Below are 20,465 nucleotides of genomic sequence, written 5' to 3'. Positions count from 1 at the left end.
TGGCGGCACGACGATAGCCCTCAGCCCTCCGGCTCCTCCACGCGCACCTCCGCCGCGGCCTTGTCGGCGCGCCAGCCGCGCCAGACCGGCTGCCGCAGCGTCCCGGAGGCGGTGCGCTCGCGGTAGCGGACCTCGCCGACCAGCACGGGCGACACCCAGTGCACGCCGCGCGACTCGAGCGGAGGGACGGAGACGGCAGGCTCGTCGGTGGCGTGCTCGGCCAGCCGGTCGATGAGGCCGCGGCGCTCGCGGTCGCTGAAGCCGGTGCCGACGCGGCCGGAGTAAGCGAGGCCGTCGTCGCCGGGGATCGCGGTGAGCAGCGCGCCGACCGAGCCCTGCAGGCCGCCCTCGCCCTCGCGCCAGCCCACGATCACGACCTCCTGCAGCCGGTGGTGGGTGAGCTTGATCCAGTCGCGCGAGCGCCTGCCCTCCTGGTAGCGCGAGTCGCGGCGCTTGGCGACCACCCCCTCCAGGCCCAGGGTGCGGCTGGTCGCCATCGCCTCCGCCAGGTCGCCGTCGAAGACGGACGGCACGTGCACGCGCTCGTTCTCGGCGACGAGGTCGACCAGGGTCGCGCGGCGGGTGTCGTAGTCGCGGCCGGTCAGGTCCACGCTGTCGCGTTCCAGGAGATCGAACAGCATCAGGTGCACCGGAGTGTCCCTGGCGGCGGCCTCGATCTCGCGCGGCTTCGTCAGCCCGCCGCGGGTCTGCAGGGCACCGAAGTCGGGGCGCCCGCGGGAGTCGAGGGCGACGATTTCGCCGTCGAGCACGGCGTCGGCAGCGGCGTCGGCGAGCGGTCCGAGCAGATCCGGGAACGCGGCGGTGAGGTCGTTGCCGTTGCGGCTGGTCAGGATCGCCGTGCCGCCCTGCACCCGCACGAGGGCGCGATAGCCGTCCCACTTCATCTCGATCGCGGCCCCGGGATCCACGTCGCTCCTGCGTCCGGCGGTGGCGAGCATGGGGCGGTGGTGGCGCGCAGGTGCGGCCTCGCTTGGGCGGTTCGCGGAGGGTGCGGGGCGGGGTGCGGGCGACGCGGCGGGCGCGCCCGGCCGGCCCCGTCGCTGCGCCCCGTGGGCAGCGCCCGGCGCCATCAGGTGCAGCAGCCAGTTCTTCTCAGCGCCCGCCGTCGACCCGGTGTGCAGCAGCGCGTAGCGGCGGGGCTCGCCGCCGAGACCGCCGTCGGGGCGGCCGGTCAGCACCGCGATCACCTCCTTCCCCTCGCGCCACTTCTCCAGGGCGTAGCTGCCCTCGTCCCAGATGCGCACGTCCCCGCCGCCGTACTCGCCGGCCGGGATGGTGCCCTCGAAGGTCGCGTACTCCAGCGGATGGTCCTCGGTCTGCACCGCGAGCCGATTCGCATCGCCCTCCAGCGGCGGACCCTTCGGCACGGCCCAGCTGACCAGAACGCCGTCGTGCTCCAGCCGGAAGTCGTAGTGCAGGCGCCGCGCGTGGTGCTCCTGGATGACGAACGTGTCGCCGGAGGAGGAGCCCACCACTCCCGCCTCGGGCACCGGCTCCGGCGTCTTCGACGCGTCGCGCATGCTGCGGTAGGTCGCGAGCCGGTCCGAGGAGGCGTCCGTCGCGGCGAAGCCCGCCATCCGCTCCGGGGTGGGCTCGAGCCCGGCACCGCGGGCGGCGAGCAGCGGCCGGAGGAGGTCGCCGTCACTCCGCAGGCGCTCCACCACCTCGTCGGGCGCGAGGTGGCGCAGGCCCTCGGCGCCCAGCTCCTCCCAGGTGCGGGGCGCGGCGGCGGCGGGACGGACGCGGCCGCGGAGGGAGTACGGCGCGATGGTCGTCTTCGCCGCGCTGTTCTGGCTCCAGTCGACGAGGACCTTGCCCTCGCGCAGGGTCTTCTTCATGTCCGAGACCACGAGATCGCGGTGGTCCGATTCGAGCACCCGCGCCAGCTCGTGCGCGACTGCCGAGATCTGGTCGCTGGAGGCGGAGGCGTCGAGCGGGCAGTAGAGGTGGATCCCCTTGCTCCCGCTGGTCACCGGCAGCGGCGCCAGGCCCATCCCCTCCAGCAGGTCACGGGCGAGGAACGCGACCTCGGCGCACTCGGCCAGGCCTGCGCCCTCGCCCGGGTCGAGGTCGAGCACGAGGCGGTCGGGCGGGCGGCGCTCGCCGTCGGATCCCACCCGCCACTGGGGGACGTGCAGCTCGATCGCGGCCTGCTGCGCGAGCCAGGTGAGCCCGGCGACGTCGTCGACCAGCGGGTACTCGACGTCGCGCGACGAGTGCGCGAGCCGGGTCCGGCTCAGCCAGTAGGGGGCGGAGGAGGGCAGGTTCTTCTCGAAGAAGACCTCGCCCGGGTGCTCGGTGGTGCCCACTCCGTCCACCCAGCGCTTGCGGGTGATGGGGCGGCGCGCCAGATGCGGCAGCATCGCTCGGGCAACCGCCGCGTAGTAGGCGAGCACATCGGCCTTGGTGAGGCCCGCCTCCGGGTAGACGACCTTCTCGAGGTTCGTCAGCCGCAGCCTCCGCCCGCCCACCACCACGACCTGCTGCGCCCCCATCCCCCCATCGTGGAGGGCCGCGTCCGCCGAGGGAACCCCGAACGGTCGAGGGAGCCCGCTGTGAAGTCTCGGGACATGGGTGACGGTTCTGTCTCAGGACATCGGTGACGGTTTGGCGGATTTGGTGGTGACGGTTCTTTCGGTCGTGATCGTGGGATGGCTGCTGTCACCCCGATCTCCTCGTCCGTTCGTCTCGCTATCGTTCAGTGGCCACAGGACGCTCCGCGGGGCGCGGTGACAGCGTTCTGCGCGGAGTGCGGGATCAGCCGGAAATCGTTTTACGCGATCCGCGCGCATGCTCGGGACGAGGGCCCGGTCCAGGCGCTCGCCCCGCGCTCGCGTCGACCCCGGACATCGCCCACGAGAACAGGGGAAGCTGTGATCGAGCAAGCGATTCGCGTGCGGGCATCGCTGGAGCAGTCAGGGCTGGACCACGGTCCGATCAGCGTCCACGACCGGATGGTGCAGCTGGGTCTTGCAGCGCCGTCGCGGGCAGCCCTCGCGCGAGCGTTCCAGGCGGCCGGAGTGATCGTGCCCGAGCCGAAGAAGAAGCCCCGATCCGCGTATCGCCGATTCGTGTATCCGGCGCCGAACTGCCTCTGGCAACTCGACGCCACCCAATACGCGCTCACGGGCGGCCGGACGTGTGTGATCTTCCAACTCATCGATGACCACTCTCGCGTCGCTGTCGCCTCCCACGTCGCGTCCGGTGAAACCACGGAAGGCGCGCTGGCCGTGGTCCGCAAAGGGATCGCTGCGCGCGGAGTACCCCGGAAACTCCTCTCCGATAACGGTGCCGCGCTGAACCCGACCCGGCGCGGCGTCCGCGGCCAACTCGTCGACTACGTCACCGCGCTGGGCGTCGAAGCGATCACCGGGAAACCCGGGAAACCAACCACGCAGGGCAAGAACGAACGCTTCCACCAGACCCTGTTCCGTTGGCTCGACAAACAGCCCCTCGCCGCAACCCTCGACCAGCTACAGACGCAGGTCGATGAGTTCGATGACATCTACAACACCCAGCGCGGACACCAAGCCCTTCCCGGCCGGATCACCCCGCAACAGGCATGGAACGCGACCGACCCCATCGAACCGCCCCGACCCGCTCCCGCCCCCGACCTTCCCCAGCCGCTCACGAACACTGAGCTGCCCAACGTTTCCTGGACCAGTTGAATAGTTGTCTACGCGGCGAGGTTCTCGGTGATCCATGCCTGCTCGGCTTCGTTCGGGGTCCGATAGTCAAGCCCCGAGTGAAGTCGTTGTTGATTGTAACGCAGTTCGATGTACCGTGTCACGTCGCGGATCGCTTTCTCTCTTGTCGGATATTGAGTGCGATTGCAGCGCTCGTTCTTCAGTGTTCCGTTGAATGATTCGGCCCACGCGTTGTCCCAGCAGACTCCCGTCCGGCCCATCGATTGTCTGATGTCGAGCTTCTTCGCGAGTTTCCCGAAGTCGGCGGAGGTGTAAACGGAGCCGCGGTCGCTGTGGAAGATCGTTTTCGCGGCCCGGTTCGGCTGGTTCCTTGCCGCCATTTCGAGAGCTTCGCTGACGAGTTCGGTACGCATGTGGTCGGCGAGGGCGTACCCGACGACCTTCTTTGAATAGCAGTCGAGGACGGTCGCGAGGTAGACCCATCCTTCCCAGGTGCGGATATAGGTGATATCACCGACCCATTTGCAGCCGGGTCGGTTTGCGGTGAAGTCCCGCTTGACGAGGTCGGGGATGTCAGTCGGATCGCCTGGGGTCGTGGTCACCGGCCGCCAGGGCTTGGGCTGGCAGGGTTCCAGTCCTGCTGCGCGCATGAGCCGGCGGACGGTCTCGTGGGCGACTGGACGGCCCCACCGCGCCAGCTGCGCGGTGATGCGGCGGTAGCCGTAGGTGCCACCGGAGGCCTGAAAGGCTGTTCGGATGAGTTCGGTGATACCTATACGCCATTCAGCGGTTGCGGAGGTCTTGCGATCGCGCCATTCGTAATAGCTAGATCGATTGACGCCGACCGCCTGGCACAGTCCGCGGATTGATAGCGTGCGGCTGGGGTCGCGTTCTTCGCGGCGAATGAGTTCGAGCTTGGCGGCTAGCGGAACTTCTTCGCGAAGAACGCGGATGCTTTTCCCAAAAACAGGTTTTCCTCTTCGAGTTCGCGGACCCGCCGTTCGAGTTCCTTTATTCGCGCCCTGTCCTGAACGGTCAGTTCTTCTTCGCCGCCGGCACTGCTTCGGCGATGCGCAGCCACCCAATTAGTGAGGGTCTGCGGAACCAGTCCGAGCTCTCGAGCGACGTCCGCGACGGATCGCGACCTATCAATCACCTCGCGCACTGCCTCCGCGCGGAACTCCGGAGAATACTTCCCACGGGAACTGGACATCCCGGGCCTTCCTTTCGGTCATCGCGGTAATCCTACCAATTCCGCGGTGGTCCAGAAAGAATGGGGCACCTCACACCTCGGGAACCGCGACCAGAACCGTCACCGCGAACGGCGTCATCGGAGTGGCCAGCACCCACGTCAAAATCGGCAAAGCCCACGCCAGAACGACCGTCCACGTCACCTGGAACCTCGACGCCATCACCGTCACCGACGCCCACGGCACCCACCTCGGGACCTTCCCCCGACCCCCCAAAGGCACCCGCTACATCGGCAACGGCAAACCCCGCGGCTTCATGGCCACCCACACACCGTCACCGATGTCCCGAGACACCAACCGTCACCCATGTCCCGAGACACAACCGTCACCCATGTCCTGAGACATCACAGTCGAGGGAGCCCGCTGCTGCGGGTTCCCTCGACGGTCCGGGGTTCCCTCGGCGGCGGGGAGTACCGTCGAGCCACCACCTGCGAAGGAGCTCCCATGCCCATTGCCGACATCCCCCTCACCACGATCGACGGCAGTACGTCGACGCTCGCCGACTACCCGCCCGTGCGGCTGATCGTGAACGTCGCCTCGCGCTGTGGCCTCGCTCCGCAGTACGAAAAGCTCGAGGCCCTGCAGAAGAGCTACGGGGAGCGCGGATTCACGGTTCTCGGCTTTCCGAGCAATCAGTTCCTGCAGGAGCTGAGCGACGAGGACAAGATCAAGGAGTACTGCTCGATGACCTGGGGAGTCACCTTCCCGATGTTCGAGAAGGTTCGCGTCAACGGCCGCTCGGCGCACCCGCTCTACGCGGAGCTCACCAAGACCGAGGACGAGAACGGCAAGGCCGGTCGGGTGAAGTGGAACTTCGAAAAGTTCCTGATCACCGCGGACGGCACCGTGCATCGGTTCCGCCCGACGGTGGAGCCGGATGACCCGCGGATCGTCGAGCTGATCGAGGCGTCGCTCCCCGCCTGATTCCTCCTCAGCGGTGGGCGCGCCTGCGCACCAGCACGAGGGCGACCGCCGCCCCGGCAACCGCCACGGCCAGCACCACCACGTCCGGGACGGCGCTCGCCGCGTCGAGCGTCCGGCCCTCCAGCTCGACGGCAGCGGAGGCGCCCAGCCCGCCGCCGAGGCTCGCCGTCCCGTGGGTGACCAGCAGCAGCACTCCGAGCCCCACCGTGACCGCTCCGCCGATGAGCGCCGAGAGCGTGGTGCGCCAGCGCCCGAGCCGGATCTCGCGGGGCCGCACCAGGACCCGAACCGCCGGGAGGCGCGCCCAGAGCAGGCTCAGCACGAGCAGCGGGAACGCCATCCCGGCCGCAAAGACCAGCAGCGCGACTCCGCCCGCGAGCGCGTTGCCGCTCACCGCGGAGAACGTCAGTACCGTGCCCAGCGCCGGGCCGGCGCACACCCCCGCCAGCCCGTAGACGGTGCCGAGGGTGTAGACGCTGGCCGTCGACGTTCCGCCCGCAACGTGATGCGAGAAGAACGGCAGCGGGAGGCCGCTGAGCATCAGCAGGCCGAGGGCGATCACCACGAGCGCCGCGACGGTGATCACGACCTCCCGGTACTCCGCGACGAACGCACCGACCGTCCCTGCGAGCACGCCGAGCGGCACGAGCGTGGTGATCAGCCCGAGGTAGAACACCGCCGTCCTGCCCAGCACCGTCGAGGGAGCGGCGAAGGCGTAGGAGAAGAACGCCGGCAGCACCATCACCGAGCACGGGCTGAGCAGGGTGAGCAGCCCGCCGGCGAAGGCGCCGAGGAGTCCGAGGCCCACCGCTCAGGCGCCGGCGAGAGCGGCGTCGAGGAAGGCGCGGAAGCGCTCGATCGGCTGCGAACCCGAGAACGCGGTACCGGAGGCGGCGAAGAAGGGGACGCTCGTCGCACCGAGCCGCTGCGCCTCCACCGTGTCCTGCTGCACTGCGGCGAGGAGTGCGGGGTCGTCGAGGTCGGCCTCGAACCGGGCGAGATCGGGGACCTGCGCGTCGCGGGCGAACTCGAGCAGCTTCTCGCGCGGCAGATCCGGGTGGCCCGACTCCGGCGCGGCACGGAACACGGCATCGAGGTAGGCGGCGAACAGGCCCTGCCGTCCCGCGGCGCGCGCGGCGACGGAGGCCTGATCGGACTGCTCACCGAAGAACGCGACGTCGCGGAACTCGATCCGCACCTTGCCGGTGTCGACGTACTCCTGCACCAGCGTCGGCAGCGTCTCGCGGCCGAACTGGGCGCAGAAGGGGCAGCGCAGGTCGGTCCACTCGGTCAGGACGACCGGTGCGTCGAGCGCGCCGATCGCAGCCGGATCCGCGGCATCGCGACGCTCGATGCTCGGCCGCTGCGCGGCTGCTGCGGTGGGAGAGGGCGCGGCGAGCGGACCGGAGGTGGGGCCCGCCTGACCGAGCGCGACCACACCGAGGAACAGGGCCACGGCGATGAGCGCGACGAGGAGGATCCGGGTGCGACGCAACGTGGCCTGAAGGGCAATGACGGAGGGATGAGGTCTGCTCATCTCACTAGGCTAGCCAGCGACCGCCCCTACGCGCCTCCCGACGGTCGATCCACGCCACGGCGGTCAGCGGCGCAGTCCGAGGGTGGCTCGCGCGTCAGCGGGCTCGACGCCGTCGGGGCAGACGATGTCCGAGACGTCGAACGGGGTGGCCCGCGAGAAGGGAATCATCTCGATCCCCTCGACGTGGCGCAACAGCACGAGCCCGCCCTCGCCCTCTCGCAGGCTCCGGCGCACCTGGCGCAGGAAGATACGGGCCATGTCGAACTCGACGATGAAGGAGTGGCCGCTGACGTCGATCCGGCAGCCGATGACGGGCGGGGAGCCGACGGACGCGGAGTCGGGCGCGCGGCGCGCCTCGATCGGCTGGTCCTTGCGAGGCATCCGCGCCGGGGTGAGGGCGGGCAGGCCGGTCGCTCGCGCGGTGTCCGTCATGATCGTCTCCGTCCGTCGACGTCCGCCGATGGCTCCGTGGACGCCCTATTGACGGTACTTCGTACCCCCCGCGGAGGGGACGGGGTTGACGACTGCGCGACCGCGGAACTCAGGAGCCCTGGCGCTGCTCCTCGGGCTCCGGCAGAACCGAGAGCTCGCCGTGCATGCTGGCGAGGCTGAGCATCTGCTCGATCCACGCGCGATTGAGCTTGGGCTGGTGCGCCTCGGCGAAGCGGAAATGCAGCGGCACCGACGGGTGCAGCCAGACCGAGCTGCGGCCGTGGCCGGTGGAAGCATCCTCCATCCACGAGAGCGAGAAGGCTTCGTTGCGGCGCAGCTTCGAGAGGACGGCGACCTTCAGGTGCGCGAGGACGCGCTCCTCGAATTCGATCTCGAGGTTCTGCGGTCCGTAGATGAGCGTGGCCACGGGCCCCCTTCGTTCATCGGGCCGCCCCTGGCGGACGGCTCCTCGGCGACGGTATCCGCTCGATCCCTGCTGGGCGGAATCGGGCGAGGGACACGCCGGACCCCCAGTGACACTCCTGGAGAGGCCTATCCCTCCCGAGGGCACTGCGAGCCACTGTAGTCGAGGCGCATCGGCTGCGTCGACGCTCCGCGGATCTCCGGCTCGCGGAAATACGTTGGGCACGCCGGATCGGGGTGATTCCGCGAGCCGGGCGCTGTTCTGCGAGCCGAGGCCTCGGCGAGCCGCGGGCGCCTCGGTGAGCCAGCCCCGTCGCTCCCCGTCGCTCCCCGTCGCTCCCCGTCACGGCCCGGTCGGCGCATCCCACCCCTCCTGCGGGGTCGCGCAGGTGCCGCGGAACACGTACTGCGACGGCAGCTTCCGCTGGTGCGAGGACCAGTCGATCGCGGGCCGCCGCTGCTCGGGAGGCAGATAGCCGAGCCGATACACCGCCATCAGCTCCAGCTGGTCGGGTACGGCGAGCAGAGACTCGATCCGCGCCCACGCCCCCGGCACCTCCATCGGGAACGAGACGAACTGGATCCCCATCCCCAGCTCGACCGAGCTGAGCCAGACGTTCTCCATCGCGGCGCCCATGCTGAACACCGAGTAGAAGGAGGAGAGTTCGCCCGGCCGGTACTCCGAGCGGTCGAGCATCACCCCGAGCAGAAGCGGCGAGCCCGCGACGAGCCGGCGGTTCTCCTCGCCGAGGGTCTGCGGGACGCGGAGGGAGTTCATCAGAAACTGGCCGCGCTTGGTGAAGACCTGCTTGGTGAAGGGCCGCAGCGGCGCGGGCAGCTTGTCGAACAGCATCCCGTCGCGCCGCTGCTCCATCTCCTCGCTGCTGAAGCGGAAGTAGGGCTTGTAGCGCTCGAAGAACGTGCCGTTGGACATCGCGGTGGTCATGCTCTCGCCGCTGATCGCCGCGATCCGGTCGATGGTCTCGCGCTCCTCGACGAGCACGAAACGCCACGGCTGGCTGTTCAGCTGCGAGGGTGCCCGTCCGGCCACCTCCATCAGGAGCTGCTGGTGCTCCTCGGAGACGGGTTCTGGCAGGAACGCGCCGTTGGTGGTCTTCCGGCGCCGGACGACATCGAGGAACTCCATGCCTCGATCCTGCCCCGGGTCGGCTGTGCGCGGGGGGAGGGGCGCCGTCCGGCATGCTCGTCGCCCACCTGCGAAGTTGCTCGTCCGACGATCTGGGCGTAGACCATCATCCCGACTCAGGAGAAGGGATCGATGATGAAGGAGGGGAAGAATGACCGGATTACCGGAGTCGTGGGTCTTATGGCGTGCCTTGAGGCTTATGCAAAATACGATTGATCGAGATGGATTTGCGCGTGTCGGTCACGAATAACACCGGCTAATCCGCTTTGATTGAAGAGCAGCCTTTAACAGAAACTCTTCGCAAAGGAACCAGCCGGTGCGCACACAGTCTACTACGGGAATGACGGCCGAGCACTACGCGATCCTCGCCGAACGGATCGAGAACGAGTTCATGTGGCGTCGGCGGCGAGGACGTCCGCGCAGACTTTCCCTCGAGGGAGCATTGCGGGTCACTCTTCTCTATTATCGCCAGAATGTGACCGAGCAGTTGATCGCTGATGTGGTCGGTGTCAGTCAGTCGACCGTGTCGCGAACGATCGCGTCGGTTGAGGCGATGCTCAATGTCGTGATAGACGACGAGCAACCGGACGTCGAGGCCGCGCTCCGCGGGACAACGGCCGTCATCGACGGCACGCTCCTGCCGTGCTGGTCCTGGTCGGACGCGCCAGAGCTGTACTCCGGGAAACACATGACCACGGGGCACAACTGCCAGGTCCTCGCCGATCTCTCCGGTCGGTTGATCCACATTTCGGATCCGATCGCGGGCAAGCATCACGATGCCCACGCGTTTCGAGAAACCGGGTTGGCCGACACCGTTAACCTCTCGAACACGCTGGCCGACAAAGGCTATCAAGGCACCGGAATGGTCACACCAATAAAGAAGAGGCCAAGCGAAGAACATCTGCCAAATTACGCCAAACACCACAATCGCTTCGTGAACACCCACCGCTACGTGATCGAGAGAACAATTGCTAGCATCAAGACCTGGCGGATATTCCACACCGACTACCGGCGGCCACTGCGCACCTTCCGAGATGCCTTCAACGCCGTCCGCGGACTCATCTTTTTCACTCGGCAAAAAACCAATTTTGCATAAGCCTCCTTGTCGCAGCCGTGTCCGCCGCTGCATGTCGAAGAGGGGGACAGGAGGAGCAAGCATGACTCATGGTGGCAAAGCGGTCCTTCTGCTGATCGGCGGACCGTTGCTCGCGCGCTCGTCCCGGGCGCAGGCGGTAGCATCGAGCGTCCTGTGCAGGCTCGAAGGAAGTGGTGGAACGGTGAAGACGAGGGTCATCTTCTACCTTCTCGGCGGTGTGTTCGTGCTCGGCGCGGGCATCAACTCAGTCGCGAGCACCGGCTTCTCGCTGCCGAACCTGCTGACCATGCTCTGCGGCGCCCTCATCCTCGCGATCGCCGGCTGGCAGGCGCTGCGCTCCTGGCGCGCCGACTCTGATCGCGAACCTCCGCGCTAGGGGCGGCCGAGCCCGACACAACGTCGGCTGTGAGTGGGTGTCATCCACGATGGTGGATGAGGAGGCGTCTCAGCCGACGTTGTGCTGCGGCCGGGTGCTGCCGCGCCGCTCCCGAGGCGTCCGAGCCCCACGCGAGCCGGCTCCCGCATCCGCAGCAGCGCGGCAACGAGAAACGGAGCCGCGGCTAGCGCAATCGCCGGGTGCCGCCGCCCGTGCGTCCCCGCGAAAGGGATCACGGCCAGAGGGACGGCCGCAGGCGCCAGCGCCGCCGCGGCGGATGGATCCGTTCGCCGCAGCGTCACCCAGGCGAGGGCCGTGAGCGTCGACGTGCAGACGTAGAGTGCGTGGTGGATCCAGTGCCATCGGCCCGTGCGCAACGCACCGGTGGCGACGGCGGTGCCGAGGGCGCAATTGACGGAGTAGCTGACGGCCGCCGCGCGCAACAGCCGGGGACCCCCTGCGCTCACACTTCGCCCCGCGCAAGCAGCAGCCGGTAGGGCGCCGCGCGCTCGACCCGCCACCCCTCGGGCGCAACCGCGCGCAGCTCGGCAGTGGTGAAGCTGCGACGCACCGACAGCGAGCCGTCGTAATGCAGGAACGAGCCCGCCGCGATCGGCCGCGTCGCGAGGAGGTAGGCCGTGTAGGCGAGCCGTGAGCGTTCGATGTCGTTGTGCAGAGCCCGCGGAGCCAGCCGCTCGCTGTCGGCGAGGAGTGCGGCAAGTGCCTCCCGGGACAGGTGGTGCAGAACGTGGTTGGAGGTCACCAGGTCGAAGCGCTCGCCCTCGGCGACCAGGTCGGCACTGCTCGCGCGGCGGAACTCGACGCCGGGCGGCGCGGGCGTCGATGTGGCGAAGGCGTAGGCGCGCCCGTCCGGATCGACGGCGGTGATCGCCAGGCGCAGGCCGTCGTTGCGAGCCCAGCCCGCGAGGGAGCGGGCGACGTCGCCGCCTCCTGAGCCGACGTCGAGCAGCCGGAACGGCTCGTCGCGCCGCAGCAGCGGACGCAGGCGCGAGCGGTAGAGACCTCGCCAGCCCGAGACGAGCCGGTTCACCGTTCCGAAGCGGGCGTAGGTGGCGTCGAGGAGGGTCCGGTCGCAGTCCGGGTTGTCCATCAGCTCCTGCTCGGCGACCTCGCGCTGGCGAAGGTCCGGCGCGAGAGGCGCGCGCGGAGTCACTCCCCACCCCGCTTGGTCAGCAGCGCGAGCTCGACGGTGAGGCCGGGACCGAACGCCACAGCTCCGATCCGCTCGCCGTCCGCAGCTTCGCCGTGCAGGAGGCGCCGCAGGATGAAGAGGACCGTCGCGCTCGACATGTTGCCGTTCGCCCGCAACACCTCGCGCGACGGCGCCAGTTGCTCGTCGCTCAGGGCGAGCGAGGCCTGCACCTTGTCGAGGATGCTGCGCCCGCCGGGGTGGATCGCCCAGCGCTGCACGTCACTCCGCTCGATCTCGGCGCCGGTGAGCAGCGGGGCGACGGCCGCCTCGATGTTCGCGCCGATGATCGAGGGTACGTAGGTGCTCAGCCGCATCGTGAAGCCGTGGTCGCCGATCGTCCAGGCCATCTCGGTTTCGCCCTCATCGGTGAGCGTTGTGGCGAGCGCGTCGAGCTCGAGCACCGGAGTGCCGGGCGCGGCTTCGCGGGCGGTGACGACAACCGCCGCTCCGCCGTCGGCGAAGACGGAGGTGGCGACGATCTGCTCCGGGTCGTTCGAGCTGGTGAGGTGGATGGTGCAGAGCTCGACCGCGACGACGAGGACGACCGCCTCCGGATCGGCCTCGCAGAACTGACGGGCGGCGCGGAGCCCGGGGAAGGCTCCGTAGCAGCCCATGAAGCCGAGGTGGAAACGCTGGGTCGAGGGTGCGAGACCGAGCCGGCGGACCAGCTGGTAGTCGGGCCCCGGAGCATAGAAGCCGGTGCAGGAGACGGTCACCACGTGGGTGATGTCCTCGGCGGTCATCGACGCGGATTCGAGCGCGCGGCGGGCAGCCTCCGTGAAGAGTTCGGGAGCACGCTCGGTGTAGACGGCGTTGCGCGCCGCCGTCCCCGGGTCGAGCACCAGGCCGGCCGCGGCATCGTAGAACAGGCTCTCGCCCTCCCGCGGGACACGGTCGAGCTCGTCGATCACCGTGCTGCGGGTGTCGATCTCGGACGCGTCGAAGGCCGCGCCGATGAGGCGGGACCCGAGACGGGTCATCGCGGGCTGGGACGCGAAGAGGTCGCGCACCTCGGACTGGCGCAGGACCGTCGCCGGCACCGCCGTCTCGATGCTGCGGATGTGGACGCTCACCCTCTGGAACCTATCGCGGAATCCTGCGGGCGGGTGGTGCCCGGGAACGAGATCAGAGGATCGGCTTCCCGCCGGTGACGGCGATCGTCGACCCGCTGATGTAGCTCGCTTCGTCGGAGGCGAGGAGGACGTAGGCGGGAGCGACCTCGGCCGGCTGGCCGGGGCGGCCCAGCGGGACCTGCTCGCCGAACTCGGCGACCGCCTCCTGCGGCATCGTCGAGGGGATCAGCGGCGTCCAGATCGGGCCGGGCGCGACGGAATTGGCGCGGATGCCCTTCTCGCCGAGCGCCTGCGCGAACGAGGAGGTGAGGCTGAGGATCGCCGACTTCGTGGCGGCGTAGGGCAGCAGCTGGTAGGACGGCTGATCGGCCTGCACGGAGCTGGTCGCGATGATCGACGCGCCCTCCTTCAGGTGCGGGAGCGCCGCCTTCACCAGGTGGAAGTACGCGCTGATGTTGGTCGCGAGGGTGCGGTCCCACTCCTGGTCCGGGATCTCGGTGATGCTCTCGCGGCTCATCTGGAAGGCGGCATTGCTGACGAGCACCTCGAGGTGGCCGAAGCGCTCGACAGTCTCGGCGACGACAGAGCGGCAGTGCGCTGGGTCCTGCAGGTCGCCGGGGAGTAGCAGCGCCTTGCGGCCCGCCTCCCGGACCCAGGTCGCGGTGTCCTCGGCGTCGTCGTGCTCGTCGAGGTACGAGAGTGCGACGTCGGCGCCCTCGCGGGCGAACGCGATCGCGACGGCCTTGCCGATGCCGCTGTCGGCGCCCGTGATGAGGGCGACCTTGCCGCTGAGGCGGCCGGTGCCGGTGTAGCTCGTCTCGCCGTGGTCGGCCTTCGGCGTCAGCTCGGCCTCGGTGCCGGGCGGTGTCTGCTCGGGGGACTCCGGAGTCATAACTCTCCCTCTCGTGTCGTCGGTGACTGCATACAAGCGGCTGGGAGAGCGAGGGCGCAGGGGGTTGACGGGCCGAGGCGCCGCCCAGCCGTCAAGCCCGCGACACCGAACGATGCCCGGGTCTTGACTGATCGTGTCGCCCCGCTCCGGGGCGCTCGGCCAGGAGGTTCGACATGAGCACGACAGACAGGGATCCGGCTGACGGCGGTCTGCCGCGGCGAGCAGAGGGCTCGGCGGCGGGCGGCGCGGCGCGCGTCGACTCGGCGGGGAGCGCGGAGGGGGTCGCCGGAGCCGACCGCTCCGGGACTCCGGACCGCGGCGGCTCCGACTCCGCCCACTCGCCCGAGCACCGCGCGCCCGTCGACCCCGACTCCGCCGAGGCGAAGCACGCCCGCGCCGCCGCCCGCAAGGACATCCACCAGCGCGAGCGCGACCGCTTCGGCGGCTTCAAGATCGGCTGCGCCTTCTTCGGCTGGCTCGCCGCTACTGGGCTCGCGGTCCTCCTGACCGCTCTCGTCACCGCGATCGGCGCCGCCGTTGTCGGGACGCAGGACGTCACCGCAGATCTCGCGGCCGACCCCGCCGCGTTCGGCTGGGCCGGCGCGATCGCGCTACTGGTGATCCTCCTCGTGGCCTACTACTGCGGCGGTTATGTCGCCGGTCGGATGGCCCGCTTCAGTGGAGCGAAGCAGGGCGTCGGAGTGTGGGCGTGGGCGGTCGTCGTCGCGATTGTGGTCGGCATCGTCTCGGCGATCACTGGTGGGAGCCAGGCGCTCTCCGCAATCAGCGGTTTCCCGACCATCCCGCTCGACGCGGGCGATGCCACCGTCGCGGCCGTCGTCACAGCACTCGCCGCCCTGATCGTCGCCCTCGTCGGCGCCGTGCTCGGAGGCCTCGCCGGGATGCGCTTCCACCGCCGCGTCGACCGCGAGGGCCTCTCCGGCCTCGCCGTCTGACCCGCCTCCCTTCCCTCCGCGAGAGGCCACTCGGGTACGCTCCGCCCGGCGTGTCGCCTACCTCAGTGGCATCTCGCGGAAGGGGAGGGGGTGAGCTTCCTCGCCCGCCAGTTGTGACGTTGTTCTGTGCGCGTGCGGCACGATGGGGCGATGAGCAGCACCGACCGGCCCGTCGTCGTCCTCGCTGGAGCGAGCGGATTCCTCGGGACCGACCTCGCGCGCCGATTCACGGCCGACGGCTGGACGGTGCAGCGGATCGGCCGCTCCGGTCCTGATGCGCGCTGGGGCGACACCGTCGGCATCACCCATGTCCTCGACGGCGCTCGGCTTCTGATCAATCTCGCCGGCAAGAGCGTCGACTGCCGTTACACAGCGGCGAACCGCGCCGAGATCCTCCGCTCTCGGGTAGCGACCACCGCCGAGCTGCACCGCGCGGTCGCCGCCGCGCCGACGCCTCCGCCGGTCTGGATGAACGCGAGCACCGCCACGATCTACCGGCACGAGGAGGAACGGGCGAACACCGAGGGCGAGGGCGTGCTCGGCGAGGGCTTCTCGGTCGACGTCGCACGCGCCTGGGAGTCGGAGTTCTTCGCGGGCGAGACACCCGGCGTCCGGCGCCTCGCGCTGCGGATGACCATTGTGCTCGGCGACGGACCGGCGACGGCGATTCTGCTGCGGCTGGCGCGGCTCGGGCTCGGCGGTCCGCAGTTCGACGGGCCGTGGCCCTCGACGCGTGCCCGCCGCGAGGCCGGAGTGCACCACGAGTACCGGCGCACCCTCGGACGTCAGCGCTTCAGCTGGATCCATGTCGAGGACGTGTACCGGGCGGTCCGCTTCCTCGAGGCCTCCGATGTGGAGGGGCCAGTGAATCTCGCGTCTCCGAACCCGAGCGACAACACCGAGCTTTCGCGACTGCTCCGGTCCGCGGTCGGCCGCCGGATCGGCGTGCCCGCGCCCCGCTTCGTCCTCGAGCCCGCGACCTTCTTCCTCCGCACCGAGCCTGAGCTACTGCTGAAGAGCCGCTGGGTCGTCCCCGCCCGCTTGGAAGACGCAGGCTTCCGTTTCGCTCACCCCCACCTCGCCGAGGCCCTCCGTGCCCTGGTTCGACCGTCATAACGAAGGCTCACGCCTCTGAATCCCACGTTTGTGACCCGTCGGCCCGTCTCCGCCTTCGTTATGCAGGCCCTCCGCCCGCAATCGAGGCCGGCACCGCTCTGTGGTCGCGCTACTGCGCGACCCTCAGAGCGATGTCGCTCCGGTAGATCCCGCCGTCGAGGTGGATCAGGTCCAGCGCGCGGTAGGCCCGCTCCCGGGCCTGCGCGAAGTCAGCGCCCCGAGCCACCACGTTCAGCACCCGGCCGCCGGTCGCAACGAAGCGGCCGTCGACCAGCTGGGTCGCCGCGTGGGCGATGGTGACGCCGGGGACCTCCGCTGCCGCGCCCAGCCCGGTGATGGCGCGCCCGGTGACCGCGTTCTCGGGGTAGCCCTCGCTCGCGAGTACAACGGTGACGGCGACCTCGTCGGTGAACGCGGGCCACGGGACGGAGGCGAGGGCGCCGGTGGCGGCCGCGTGCAGGAGCGCCGACAGCGGCGAGGCGAGACGGGGGAGGACGACCTGGGTCTCGGGGTCGCCGAACCGGGCGTTGAACTCGATCACGCGCAGGCCCGCGTCAGTGACGATGAGGCCGCAGTAGAGGAGTCCCACGAAGGGGGTGCGCTCGCGCTGGAGCTGGCGGATGGTCGGGATGGCGACCGTGTTGATCACCTCGTCGACGAAGGCGCGCTCGCTCTCCCAGCGATCGGCGAGCCAGGGCAGCGGCGAATAGGCGCCCATGCCGCCGGTGTTCGGGCCTTCGTCGCCGTCGCCGAGTCGCTTGAAGTCCTGGGCGGGCGACAGGGGGACGACGTCGTGACCGTCGGAGAGGAGGAAGAGCGAGACCTCCTGGCCGACGAGGAACTCCTCGATCAGGACGTCGCCGGACTGCAGCCAGAACTCGGCGTGCGCGATCGCCGCGCTGCGCGACTGCGTCACCAGGACGCCCTTGCCCGCGGCGAGACCGTCGGCCTTCACGACCGAGGGGAGTCCGTACTCGTCGATCACGCGGACGGCGTCGACCAGGGTCGAGACGCGGGTGGCGCGGCCGGTGGGGACGCGGGCCATGTCCATCACGCGCTTAGCGAAGGTCTTCGAGCCTTCGAGGGCGGCGGCGGCCCGGTCGGGTCCGAAGGTCGGGATGCGGCGGCGGCGGAGGGCGTCGGCGACCCCCGCGACCAGGGGTGCCTCCGGGCCGATCACGACGAGTTCGACCCCTTGCTCGACGGCGAAGTCGGTGACGAGGCGGGGGCTGTTCGTATCGAAGTGGATGACCTCGACATCCCGCGCGATGCCGGCATTGCCGGGCGCGGCGATGATCTCGTGGCTCTCCTCCTCCGCGAGGAGGGCCGTGATGATGGCGTGCTCGCGGGCACCGGAACCGAGGACGAGGATCTTCACCCTGACAGGATAGAGCGCCCCGCCCCGCCGCCGGCCCCAGCCTCATCCCCCTCCGCGAGATGCCACTTGTGACGACGACACGCCGAGGAGCGGCGTCACAAGTGGCATCTCGCGGGGAGCAGCGGGCGGGGAGCGGGGGCGGGAGGATGAGTGCATGGCCAAGGGCAGGATCGACGAGGCGAGCGGGCAGTCCGCGGTGCGGGCGGCGCTCGCGGGCGCAGCGGATCGGACCACGACGGCGACCGCGGTGCGCTTCCTTCTGCAGATCATCGAGACGAACGTCCCCGGGCGCAGCGTCGAGGTGCGGGTGCCGCCGTTCGGCGCCGCGCAGTGCGTGGAGGGCCCGGGTCACAGCCGCGGTACTCCGCCGAATGTGATCGAGATGGATGCCGCGACCTGGCTGCCGCTCGCGACCGGCTCCCTCCCGTGGGGTGAGGGCCTGGCGAGCGGACGGATCCACGCGTCCGGTGTGCGCGCGGACCTCGCCCCGTTCCTCCCGATCCTGAGGGTGGACGACACGGCTGCGCCTTAACTTCTCGTAAACGCACCGGCGATCCCTCTTCGGGGAGTTTGACCTGAGGTCCGGCGTCAGGTTGTCTGGGAATAACCCCCTCACGCGGCACGAATCCGCCCCGGATCCACCGCTCGATGCTTGGAGCCCTCTTTACGATGCGCAGTACTTCCCCGGGCCGACGCGGCCTCTTCCGACTCCTCTCCGCGACCGCCGTCGGCGCCGTCGCCGGAGCGGCCCTGCTCGGCGCCACGCCCGCCCTGGCCGCCGAGGGCGATGTCGCCATCGACATCCTCTCGATCAACGACTTTCACGGGCGGCTCGCCGCCGACCGTTCCGTTGCGGGAGCCGCGGTGCTCGCCGGCGCCGTCGACTCGTACCGCGCCAGCAACCCGAACACGCTGTTCGTCTCGGCCGGCGACAACATCGGCGCGTCGACGTTCCTCTCGAAGGTGCAAAACGACATCCCCACCCTCGACTCGCTCAACGCGATGGGCCTGGACGTCAGCACGCTGGGCAACCACGAGTTCGACCAGGGCCGCGACGACGTCGACGGTCGCGTTGTCGACGCCTCGGCGTTCCCCTACGTGAACGCGAACCTCTACGACACGGCGACCGGCGAGCGCGCCTACTCCCCGTACGTGATCACCGAGCAGGAGGGCGTGTCCGTCGCCTTTATCGGCGCCATCACCGAGGACCTCGGCAAGCTGGTCAGCCCGGCCGAGATCTCGACGCTCTCGGTCGAGCCGATCGCCGAGAACGTCAACGAGGTCGCCGCGCAGCTTCAGGACGGCGACGCCGCGAACGACGAGGCCGACGTGGTCGTCCTGCTCCTGCACGAGGGAGCCGACGCCGACGCTGCTGACCTGAACACGCCGGAGGCGGACCCGAAGTTCGGTGCGATCGTCACCGCCGTCGCCCCGAACGTGGATGCGATCGTCTCAGGCCACAGCCACCAGGAGTACAACGCGGCCATCGACGCAGGCCGGGCCTTCCCGACGGTGGTGTCGCAGACCGGCAGCTACGCCGAGAACATCGGTCACATGTCCCTCACCGTCGACCCCGCGACGAAGCAGCTCACCTCGCTCACCAGCGAGGTCGTGCCGCTCACGAAGGTCGTCGACGATCCGACCTCGGATGACCCGGCTAAGACGATCACCGTCGGCGCCTTCACGACCGACCCCGCGATCGAAGCGATCGTCGCCGACGCTCAGGCCGTCGCCGTCCGCGAGGGCAGCGTGAAGGTCGGCAGCATCAGCGAGGACATCTCGCGCGCCTACCGCCCGGACGGAACCACGACCAACCGCGGCTCGGAGTCGACCCTGGGCAACCTGGTCTCGGACGCGCAGCTCTGGGCGACCCGCGAGCTCGGCACGCAGATCGCCTTCTCGAACGCTGGCGGGCTGCGCGACGACCTTTCCTACACGGCGACCCCGGGCCAGCCCGGCGACGCGGACGGAGTGGTCACCTACGCCGAGGCCTCCGACGCGCAGCCCTTCGCCAACACCCTGGTGACGCTGCAGCTGACCGGCGCGCAGATCGCGGAGCTCCTCGAGGAGCAGTGGGTCGGCAGCTCCAGCCACCCGCAGCTGAACCTCTCCACCTCGAAGGATCTCACCTACGTCTTCGACGCAGCGGCGCCCGAGGGCTCGCGCATCTCGCAGGTGTTCTTCCAGAAGGAGCCGATCGACCCGGCCGCGACGTTCACGATCGTGACCAGCAGCTTCCTCGCGAGCGGCGGCGACGGCTTCAGCACCTTCACCGAGGGCACCGGCACGGCCGACTCCGGCCGCATCGACCTGGACGCCTTCGTCGGCTACATCCAGAACCTCGGCACCGTCAGCCCTGACCCCGTGCAGCGCACGATCGGCCTCGCGGACACCGTGCCGGACTCGGGCGAGTACGCGGTCGGCGACACCATGACCGTCGACCTCTCATCGCTCCTGTTCAGCACCGGAGCCGCGGCCGACACCACCGTGACCGCGAGCGTCGACGGCATCGTCGTCGGCACCGCGACGATCGACCCGACCCGGGCCGTCACCGACGACTCGACCGGTCGCGCCTCGTTCTCCGTCCCGATCGAGGAGAGCCTGGCGGGCGGCGCGCACACCGCGACGTTCGCGCTCGACAGCACGGGAACCGAGGTCAGCCTCGGCTTCGCCGTCGCGGCCGGAGCCGGCACCCCGACTCCCGGACCGACCACGGAGCCGACGACCGCGCCGCCCGGCACGGGCACCCTGCCGGCCCCTGCTCCCGTCGCTGGTTCGCACCACCTCGCCGAGACCGGAGTGGACGCGACTCCTGCGTTCGTCGCCGGGATCGCCGCGCTGCTGCTCGGGCTGGGCATGACGGTCGCGCGCCTGCGCCGCCGCACCGCCTCGAAGTAGTCGCACGACCCGGACGACGGGCCCTCGACGTCGGTCGGGGGCCCGTCGTCGTGTGCGGGAGCCCGGCACGGCCGCGCCTCCGCATA

The 20,465-nt window shown here is 69.8% G+C and carries 19 protein-coding genes and 1 pseudogene; 9 read left to right on the top strand and 11 right to left on the bottom strand.

Features of this window, described 5'->3' with window-relative positions; translation table 11 throughout:
- Nucleotides 1–20: 20 nt before the first annotated feature.
- Entirely contained in the window at nucleotides 21–2,516 is a 2,496-nt protein-coding gene (locus A6122_RS13700; RefSeq protein WP_068255980.1) for an ATP-dependent DNA ligase, read from the bottom strand.
- 156 nt (nucleotides 2,517–2,672) lie between these two features.
- Between A6122_RS13700 and A6122_RS13695 the strand changes: the two are divergent.
- Nucleotides 2,673–3,611: pseudogene (locus A6122_RS13695) on the top strand (integrase core domain-containing protein); the annotation flags it as partial.
- Nucleotides 3,612–3,697: 86 nt separating this feature from the next.
- Here A6122_RS13695 and A6122_RS13690 read toward each other — a convergent pair.
- A protein-coding gene (locus A6122_RS13690; RefSeq protein ID WP_157593823.1) for an IS3 family transposase occupies nucleotides 3,698–4,881 on the bottom strand; the annotation gives its coding sequence in 2 pieces (ribosomal slippage) (nucleotides 3,698–4,629 and nucleotides 4,629–4,881; 1,185 coding nt in all).
- Nucleotides 4,882–5,003: 122 nt separating this feature from the next.
- On the opposite strand from A6122_RS13690, the gene A6122_RS16765 reads away from it, so the two are divergent.
- Entirely contained in the window at nucleotides 5,004–5,258 is a 255-nt protein-coding gene (locus A6122_RS16765; RefSeq protein ID WP_157593811.1) for a hypothetical protein, read from the top strand.
- Nucleotides 5,259–5,362: 104 nt separating this feature from the next.
- The gene (locus A6122_RS13685) at nucleotides 5,363–5,842 is read left to right on the top strand and encodes a glutathione peroxidase (RefSeq protein WP_068255975.1); all 480 of its coding nucleotides are present in this window, start codon (nucleotides 5,363–5,365) and stop codon (nucleotides 5,840–5,842) included.
- Between the two features lie 7 nt (nucleotides 5,843–5,849).
- Here the strand turns inward: A6122_RS13685 and A6122_RS13680 are convergent, their stop codons facing one another.
- The 5 genes from A6122_RS13680 to A6122_RS13660 all read right to left on the bottom strand — a co-directional run bounded on the left by A6122_RS13680 (nucleotide 5,850) and on the right by A6122_RS13660 (nucleotide 9,381).
- Nucleotides 5,850–6,650 carry a cytochrome c biogenesis CcdA family protein gene (locus A6122_RS13680; protein ID WP_068255974.1) on the bottom strand — a complete coding sequence of 267 codons (801 nt, stop codon included), beginning with the start codon at nucleotides 6,648–6,650 and terminating at the stop codon, nucleotides 5,850–5,852.
- A gap of 3 nt (nucleotides 6,651–6,653) precedes the next feature.
- Nucleotides 6,654–7,379 (bottom strand): DsbA family protein, encoded by a 726-nt coding sequence (locus A6122_RS13675; protein WP_068255973.1) that lies wholly within the window; start codon nucleotides 7,377–7,379, stop codon nucleotides 6,654–6,656.
- A 63-nt stretch (nucleotides 7,380–7,442) separates the two neighbouring features.
- Nucleotides 7,443–7,811 carry a hypothetical protein gene (locus A6122_RS13670; RefSeq protein WP_068255970.1) on the bottom strand — a complete coding sequence of 123 codons (369 nt, stop codon included), beginning with the start codon at nucleotides 7,809–7,811 and terminating at the stop codon, nucleotides 7,443–7,445.
- 109 nt (nucleotides 7,812–7,920) lie between these two features.
- Nucleotides 7,921–8,238: a DUF7882 family protein gene (locus A6122_RS13665; protein ID WP_068255967.1), complete on the bottom strand. Its 318-nt coding sequence runs from the start codon at nucleotides 8,236–8,238 to the stop codon at nucleotides 7,921–7,923.
- 339 nt (nucleotides 8,239–8,577) lie between these two features.
- Nucleotides 8,578–9,381: a nitroreductase family protein gene (locus A6122_RS13660; protein WP_068255965.1), complete on the bottom strand. Its 804-nt coding sequence runs from the start codon at nucleotides 9,379–9,381 to the stop codon at nucleotides 8,578–8,580.
- 340 nt (nucleotides 9,382–9,721) lie between these two features.
- On the opposite strand from A6122_RS13660, the gene A6122_RS13655 reads away from it, so the two are divergent.
- The gene (locus A6122_RS13655; RefSeq protein WP_084415693.1) at nucleotides 9,722–10,477 is read left to right on the top strand and encodes a transposase family protein; all 756 of its coding nucleotides are present in this window, start codon (nucleotides 9,722–9,724) and stop codon (nucleotides 10,475–10,477) included.
- A 61-nt stretch (nucleotides 10,478–10,538) separates the two neighbouring features.
- Nucleotides 10,539–10,853: a hypothetical protein gene (locus tag A6122_RS16760; protein WP_146085022.1), complete on the top strand. Its 315-nt coding sequence runs from the start codon at nucleotides 10,539–10,541 to the stop codon at nucleotides 10,851–10,853.
- 463 nt (nucleotides 10,854–11,316) lie between these two features.
- On the opposite strand, the gene A6122_RS13645 is transcribed toward A6122_RS16760, so the two are convergent.
- The 3 genes from A6122_RS13645 to A6122_RS13635 are packed head-to-tail and all read right to left on the bottom strand — an operon-like array spanning nucleotide 11,317 to nucleotide 14,031.
- The gene (locus tag A6122_RS13645) at nucleotides 11,317–12,027 is read right to left on the bottom strand and encodes a methyltransferase domain-containing protein (RefSeq protein WP_237358195.1); all 711 of its coding nucleotides are present in this window, start codon (nucleotides 12,025–12,027) and stop codon (nucleotides 11,317–11,319) included.
- Nucleotides 12,024–13,139, bottom strand: coding sequence for a type III polyketide synthase (locus A6122_RS13640; RefSeq protein ID WP_068255961.1), 1,116 nt, complete (start codon nucleotides 13,137–13,139; stop codon nucleotides 12,024–12,026). Before A6122_RS13640 ends, A6122_RS13645 begins: the two co-directional genes overlap by 4 nt.
- Before the next feature lie 52 nt (nucleotides 13,140–13,191).
- Nucleotides 13,192–14,031, bottom strand: coding sequence for an SDR family oxidoreductase (locus tag A6122_RS13635; RefSeq protein WP_068255960.1), 840 nt, complete (start codon nucleotides 14,029–14,031; stop codon nucleotides 13,192–13,194).
- Nucleotides 14,032–14,204: 173 nt separating this feature from the next.
- On the opposite strand from A6122_RS13635, the gene A6122_RS13630 reads away from it, so the two are divergent.
- On the top strand, nucleotides 14,205–14,987 hold the full coding sequence (locus A6122_RS13630) for a hypothetical protein (protein ID WP_068255959.1): 783 nt from the start codon (nucleotides 14,205–14,207) through the stop codon (nucleotides 14,985–14,987).
- A gap of 150 nt (nucleotides 14,988–15,137) precedes the next feature.
- On the top strand, nucleotides 15,138–16,103 hold the full coding sequence (locus tag A6122_RS13625; protein WP_068255958.1) for an epimerase: 966 nt from the start codon (nucleotides 15,138–15,140) through the stop codon (nucleotides 16,101–16,103).
- A gap of 109 nt (nucleotides 16,104–16,212) precedes the next feature.
- On the opposite strand, the gene purD is transcribed toward A6122_RS13625, so the two are convergent.
- Nucleotides 16,213–17,481, bottom strand: coding sequence for a phosphoribosylamine--glycine ligase (purD, locus tag A6122_RS13620; RefSeq protein ID WP_068255957.1), 1,269 nt, complete (start codon nucleotides 17,479–17,481; stop codon nucleotides 16,213–16,215).
- 154 nt (nucleotides 17,482–17,635) lie between these two features.
- Here purD and A6122_RS13615 point away from each other — a divergent pair, with 154 nt between their 5' ends.
- Nucleotides 17,636–18,013: a sterol carrier family protein gene (locus tag A6122_RS13615; protein WP_068255956.1), complete on the top strand. Its 378-nt coding sequence runs from the start codon at nucleotides 17,636–17,638 to the stop codon at nucleotides 18,011–18,013.
- A gap of 137 nt (nucleotides 18,014–18,150) precedes the next feature.
- A complete protein-coding gene (locus A6122_RS13610; protein WP_068255954.1) occupies nucleotides 18,151–20,379 on the top strand; it encodes a bifunctional metallophosphatase/5'-nucleotidase in 2,229 nt (742 codons plus the stop codon).
- Nucleotides 20,380–20,465: the final 86 nt, after the last annotated feature.

This window comes from Rathayibacter tritici (assembly GCF_001641005.1).
GTDB lineage: Bacteria > Actinomycetota > Actinomycetes > Actinomycetales > Microbacteriaceae > Rathayibacter > Rathayibacter tritici.
The sequence above is the reverse complement of the archived record's forward strand: the minus strand, read 5'-3'. Positions and strand labels throughout refer to the sequence as shown.

What these genes read in the sequence shown, in the direction of transcription:
- A6122_RS13700 (WP_068255980.1), bottom strand. Translation starts at nt 2,516, where the DNA reads ATGGGGGCGCAGCAGGTCGTGGTGGTGGGCGGGCGGAGGCTGCGGCTG.
- A6122_RS13685 (WP_068255975.1), top strand. Translation starts at nt 5,363, where the DNA reads ATGCCCATTGCCGACATCCCCCTCACCACGATCGACGGCAGTACGTCG.
- A6122_RS13675 (WP_068255973.1), bottom strand. Translation starts at nt 7,379, where the DNA reads ATGAGCAGACCTCATCCCTCCGTCATTGCCCTTCAGGCCACGTTGCGT.
- A6122_RS13670 (WP_068255970.1), bottom strand. Translation starts at nt 7,811, where the DNA reads ATGACGGACACCGCGCGAGCGACCGGCCTGCCCGCCCTCACCCCGGCG.
- A6122_RS13660 (WP_068255965.1), bottom strand. Translation starts at nt 9,381, where the DNA reads ATGGAGTTCCTCGATGTCGTCCGGCGCCGGAAGACCACCAACGGCGCG.
- A6122_RS13655 (WP_084415693.1), top strand. Translation starts at nt 9,722, where the DNA reads ATGACGGCCGAGCACTACGCGATCCTCGCCGAACGGATCGAGAACGAG.
- A6122_RS16760 (WP_146085022.1), top strand. Translation starts at nt 10,539, where the DNA reads ATGACTCATGGTGGCAAAGCGGTCCTTCTGCTGATCGGCGGACCGTTG.
- A6122_RS13635 (WP_068255960.1), bottom strand. Translation starts at nt 14,031, where the DNA reads ATGACTCCGGAGTCCCCCGAGCAGACACCGCCCGGCACCGAGGCCGAG.
- A6122_RS13630 (WP_068255959.1), top strand. Translation starts at nt 14,205, where the DNA reads ATGAGCACGACAGACAGGGATCCGGCTGACGGCGGTCTGCCGCGGCGA.
- A6122_RS13625 (WP_068255958.1), top strand. Translation starts at nt 15,138, where the DNA reads ATGAGCAGCACCGACCGGCCCGTCGTCGTCCTCGCTGGAGCGAGCGGA.
- A6122_RS13615 (WP_068255956.1), top strand. Translation starts at nt 17,636, where the DNA reads ATGGCCAAGGGCAGGATCGACGAGGCGAGCGGGCAGTCCGCGGTGCGG.
- A6122_RS13610 (WP_068255954.1), top strand. Translation starts at nt 18,151, where the DNA reads ATGCGCAGTACTTCCCCGGGCCGACGCGGCCTCTTCCGACTCCTCTCC.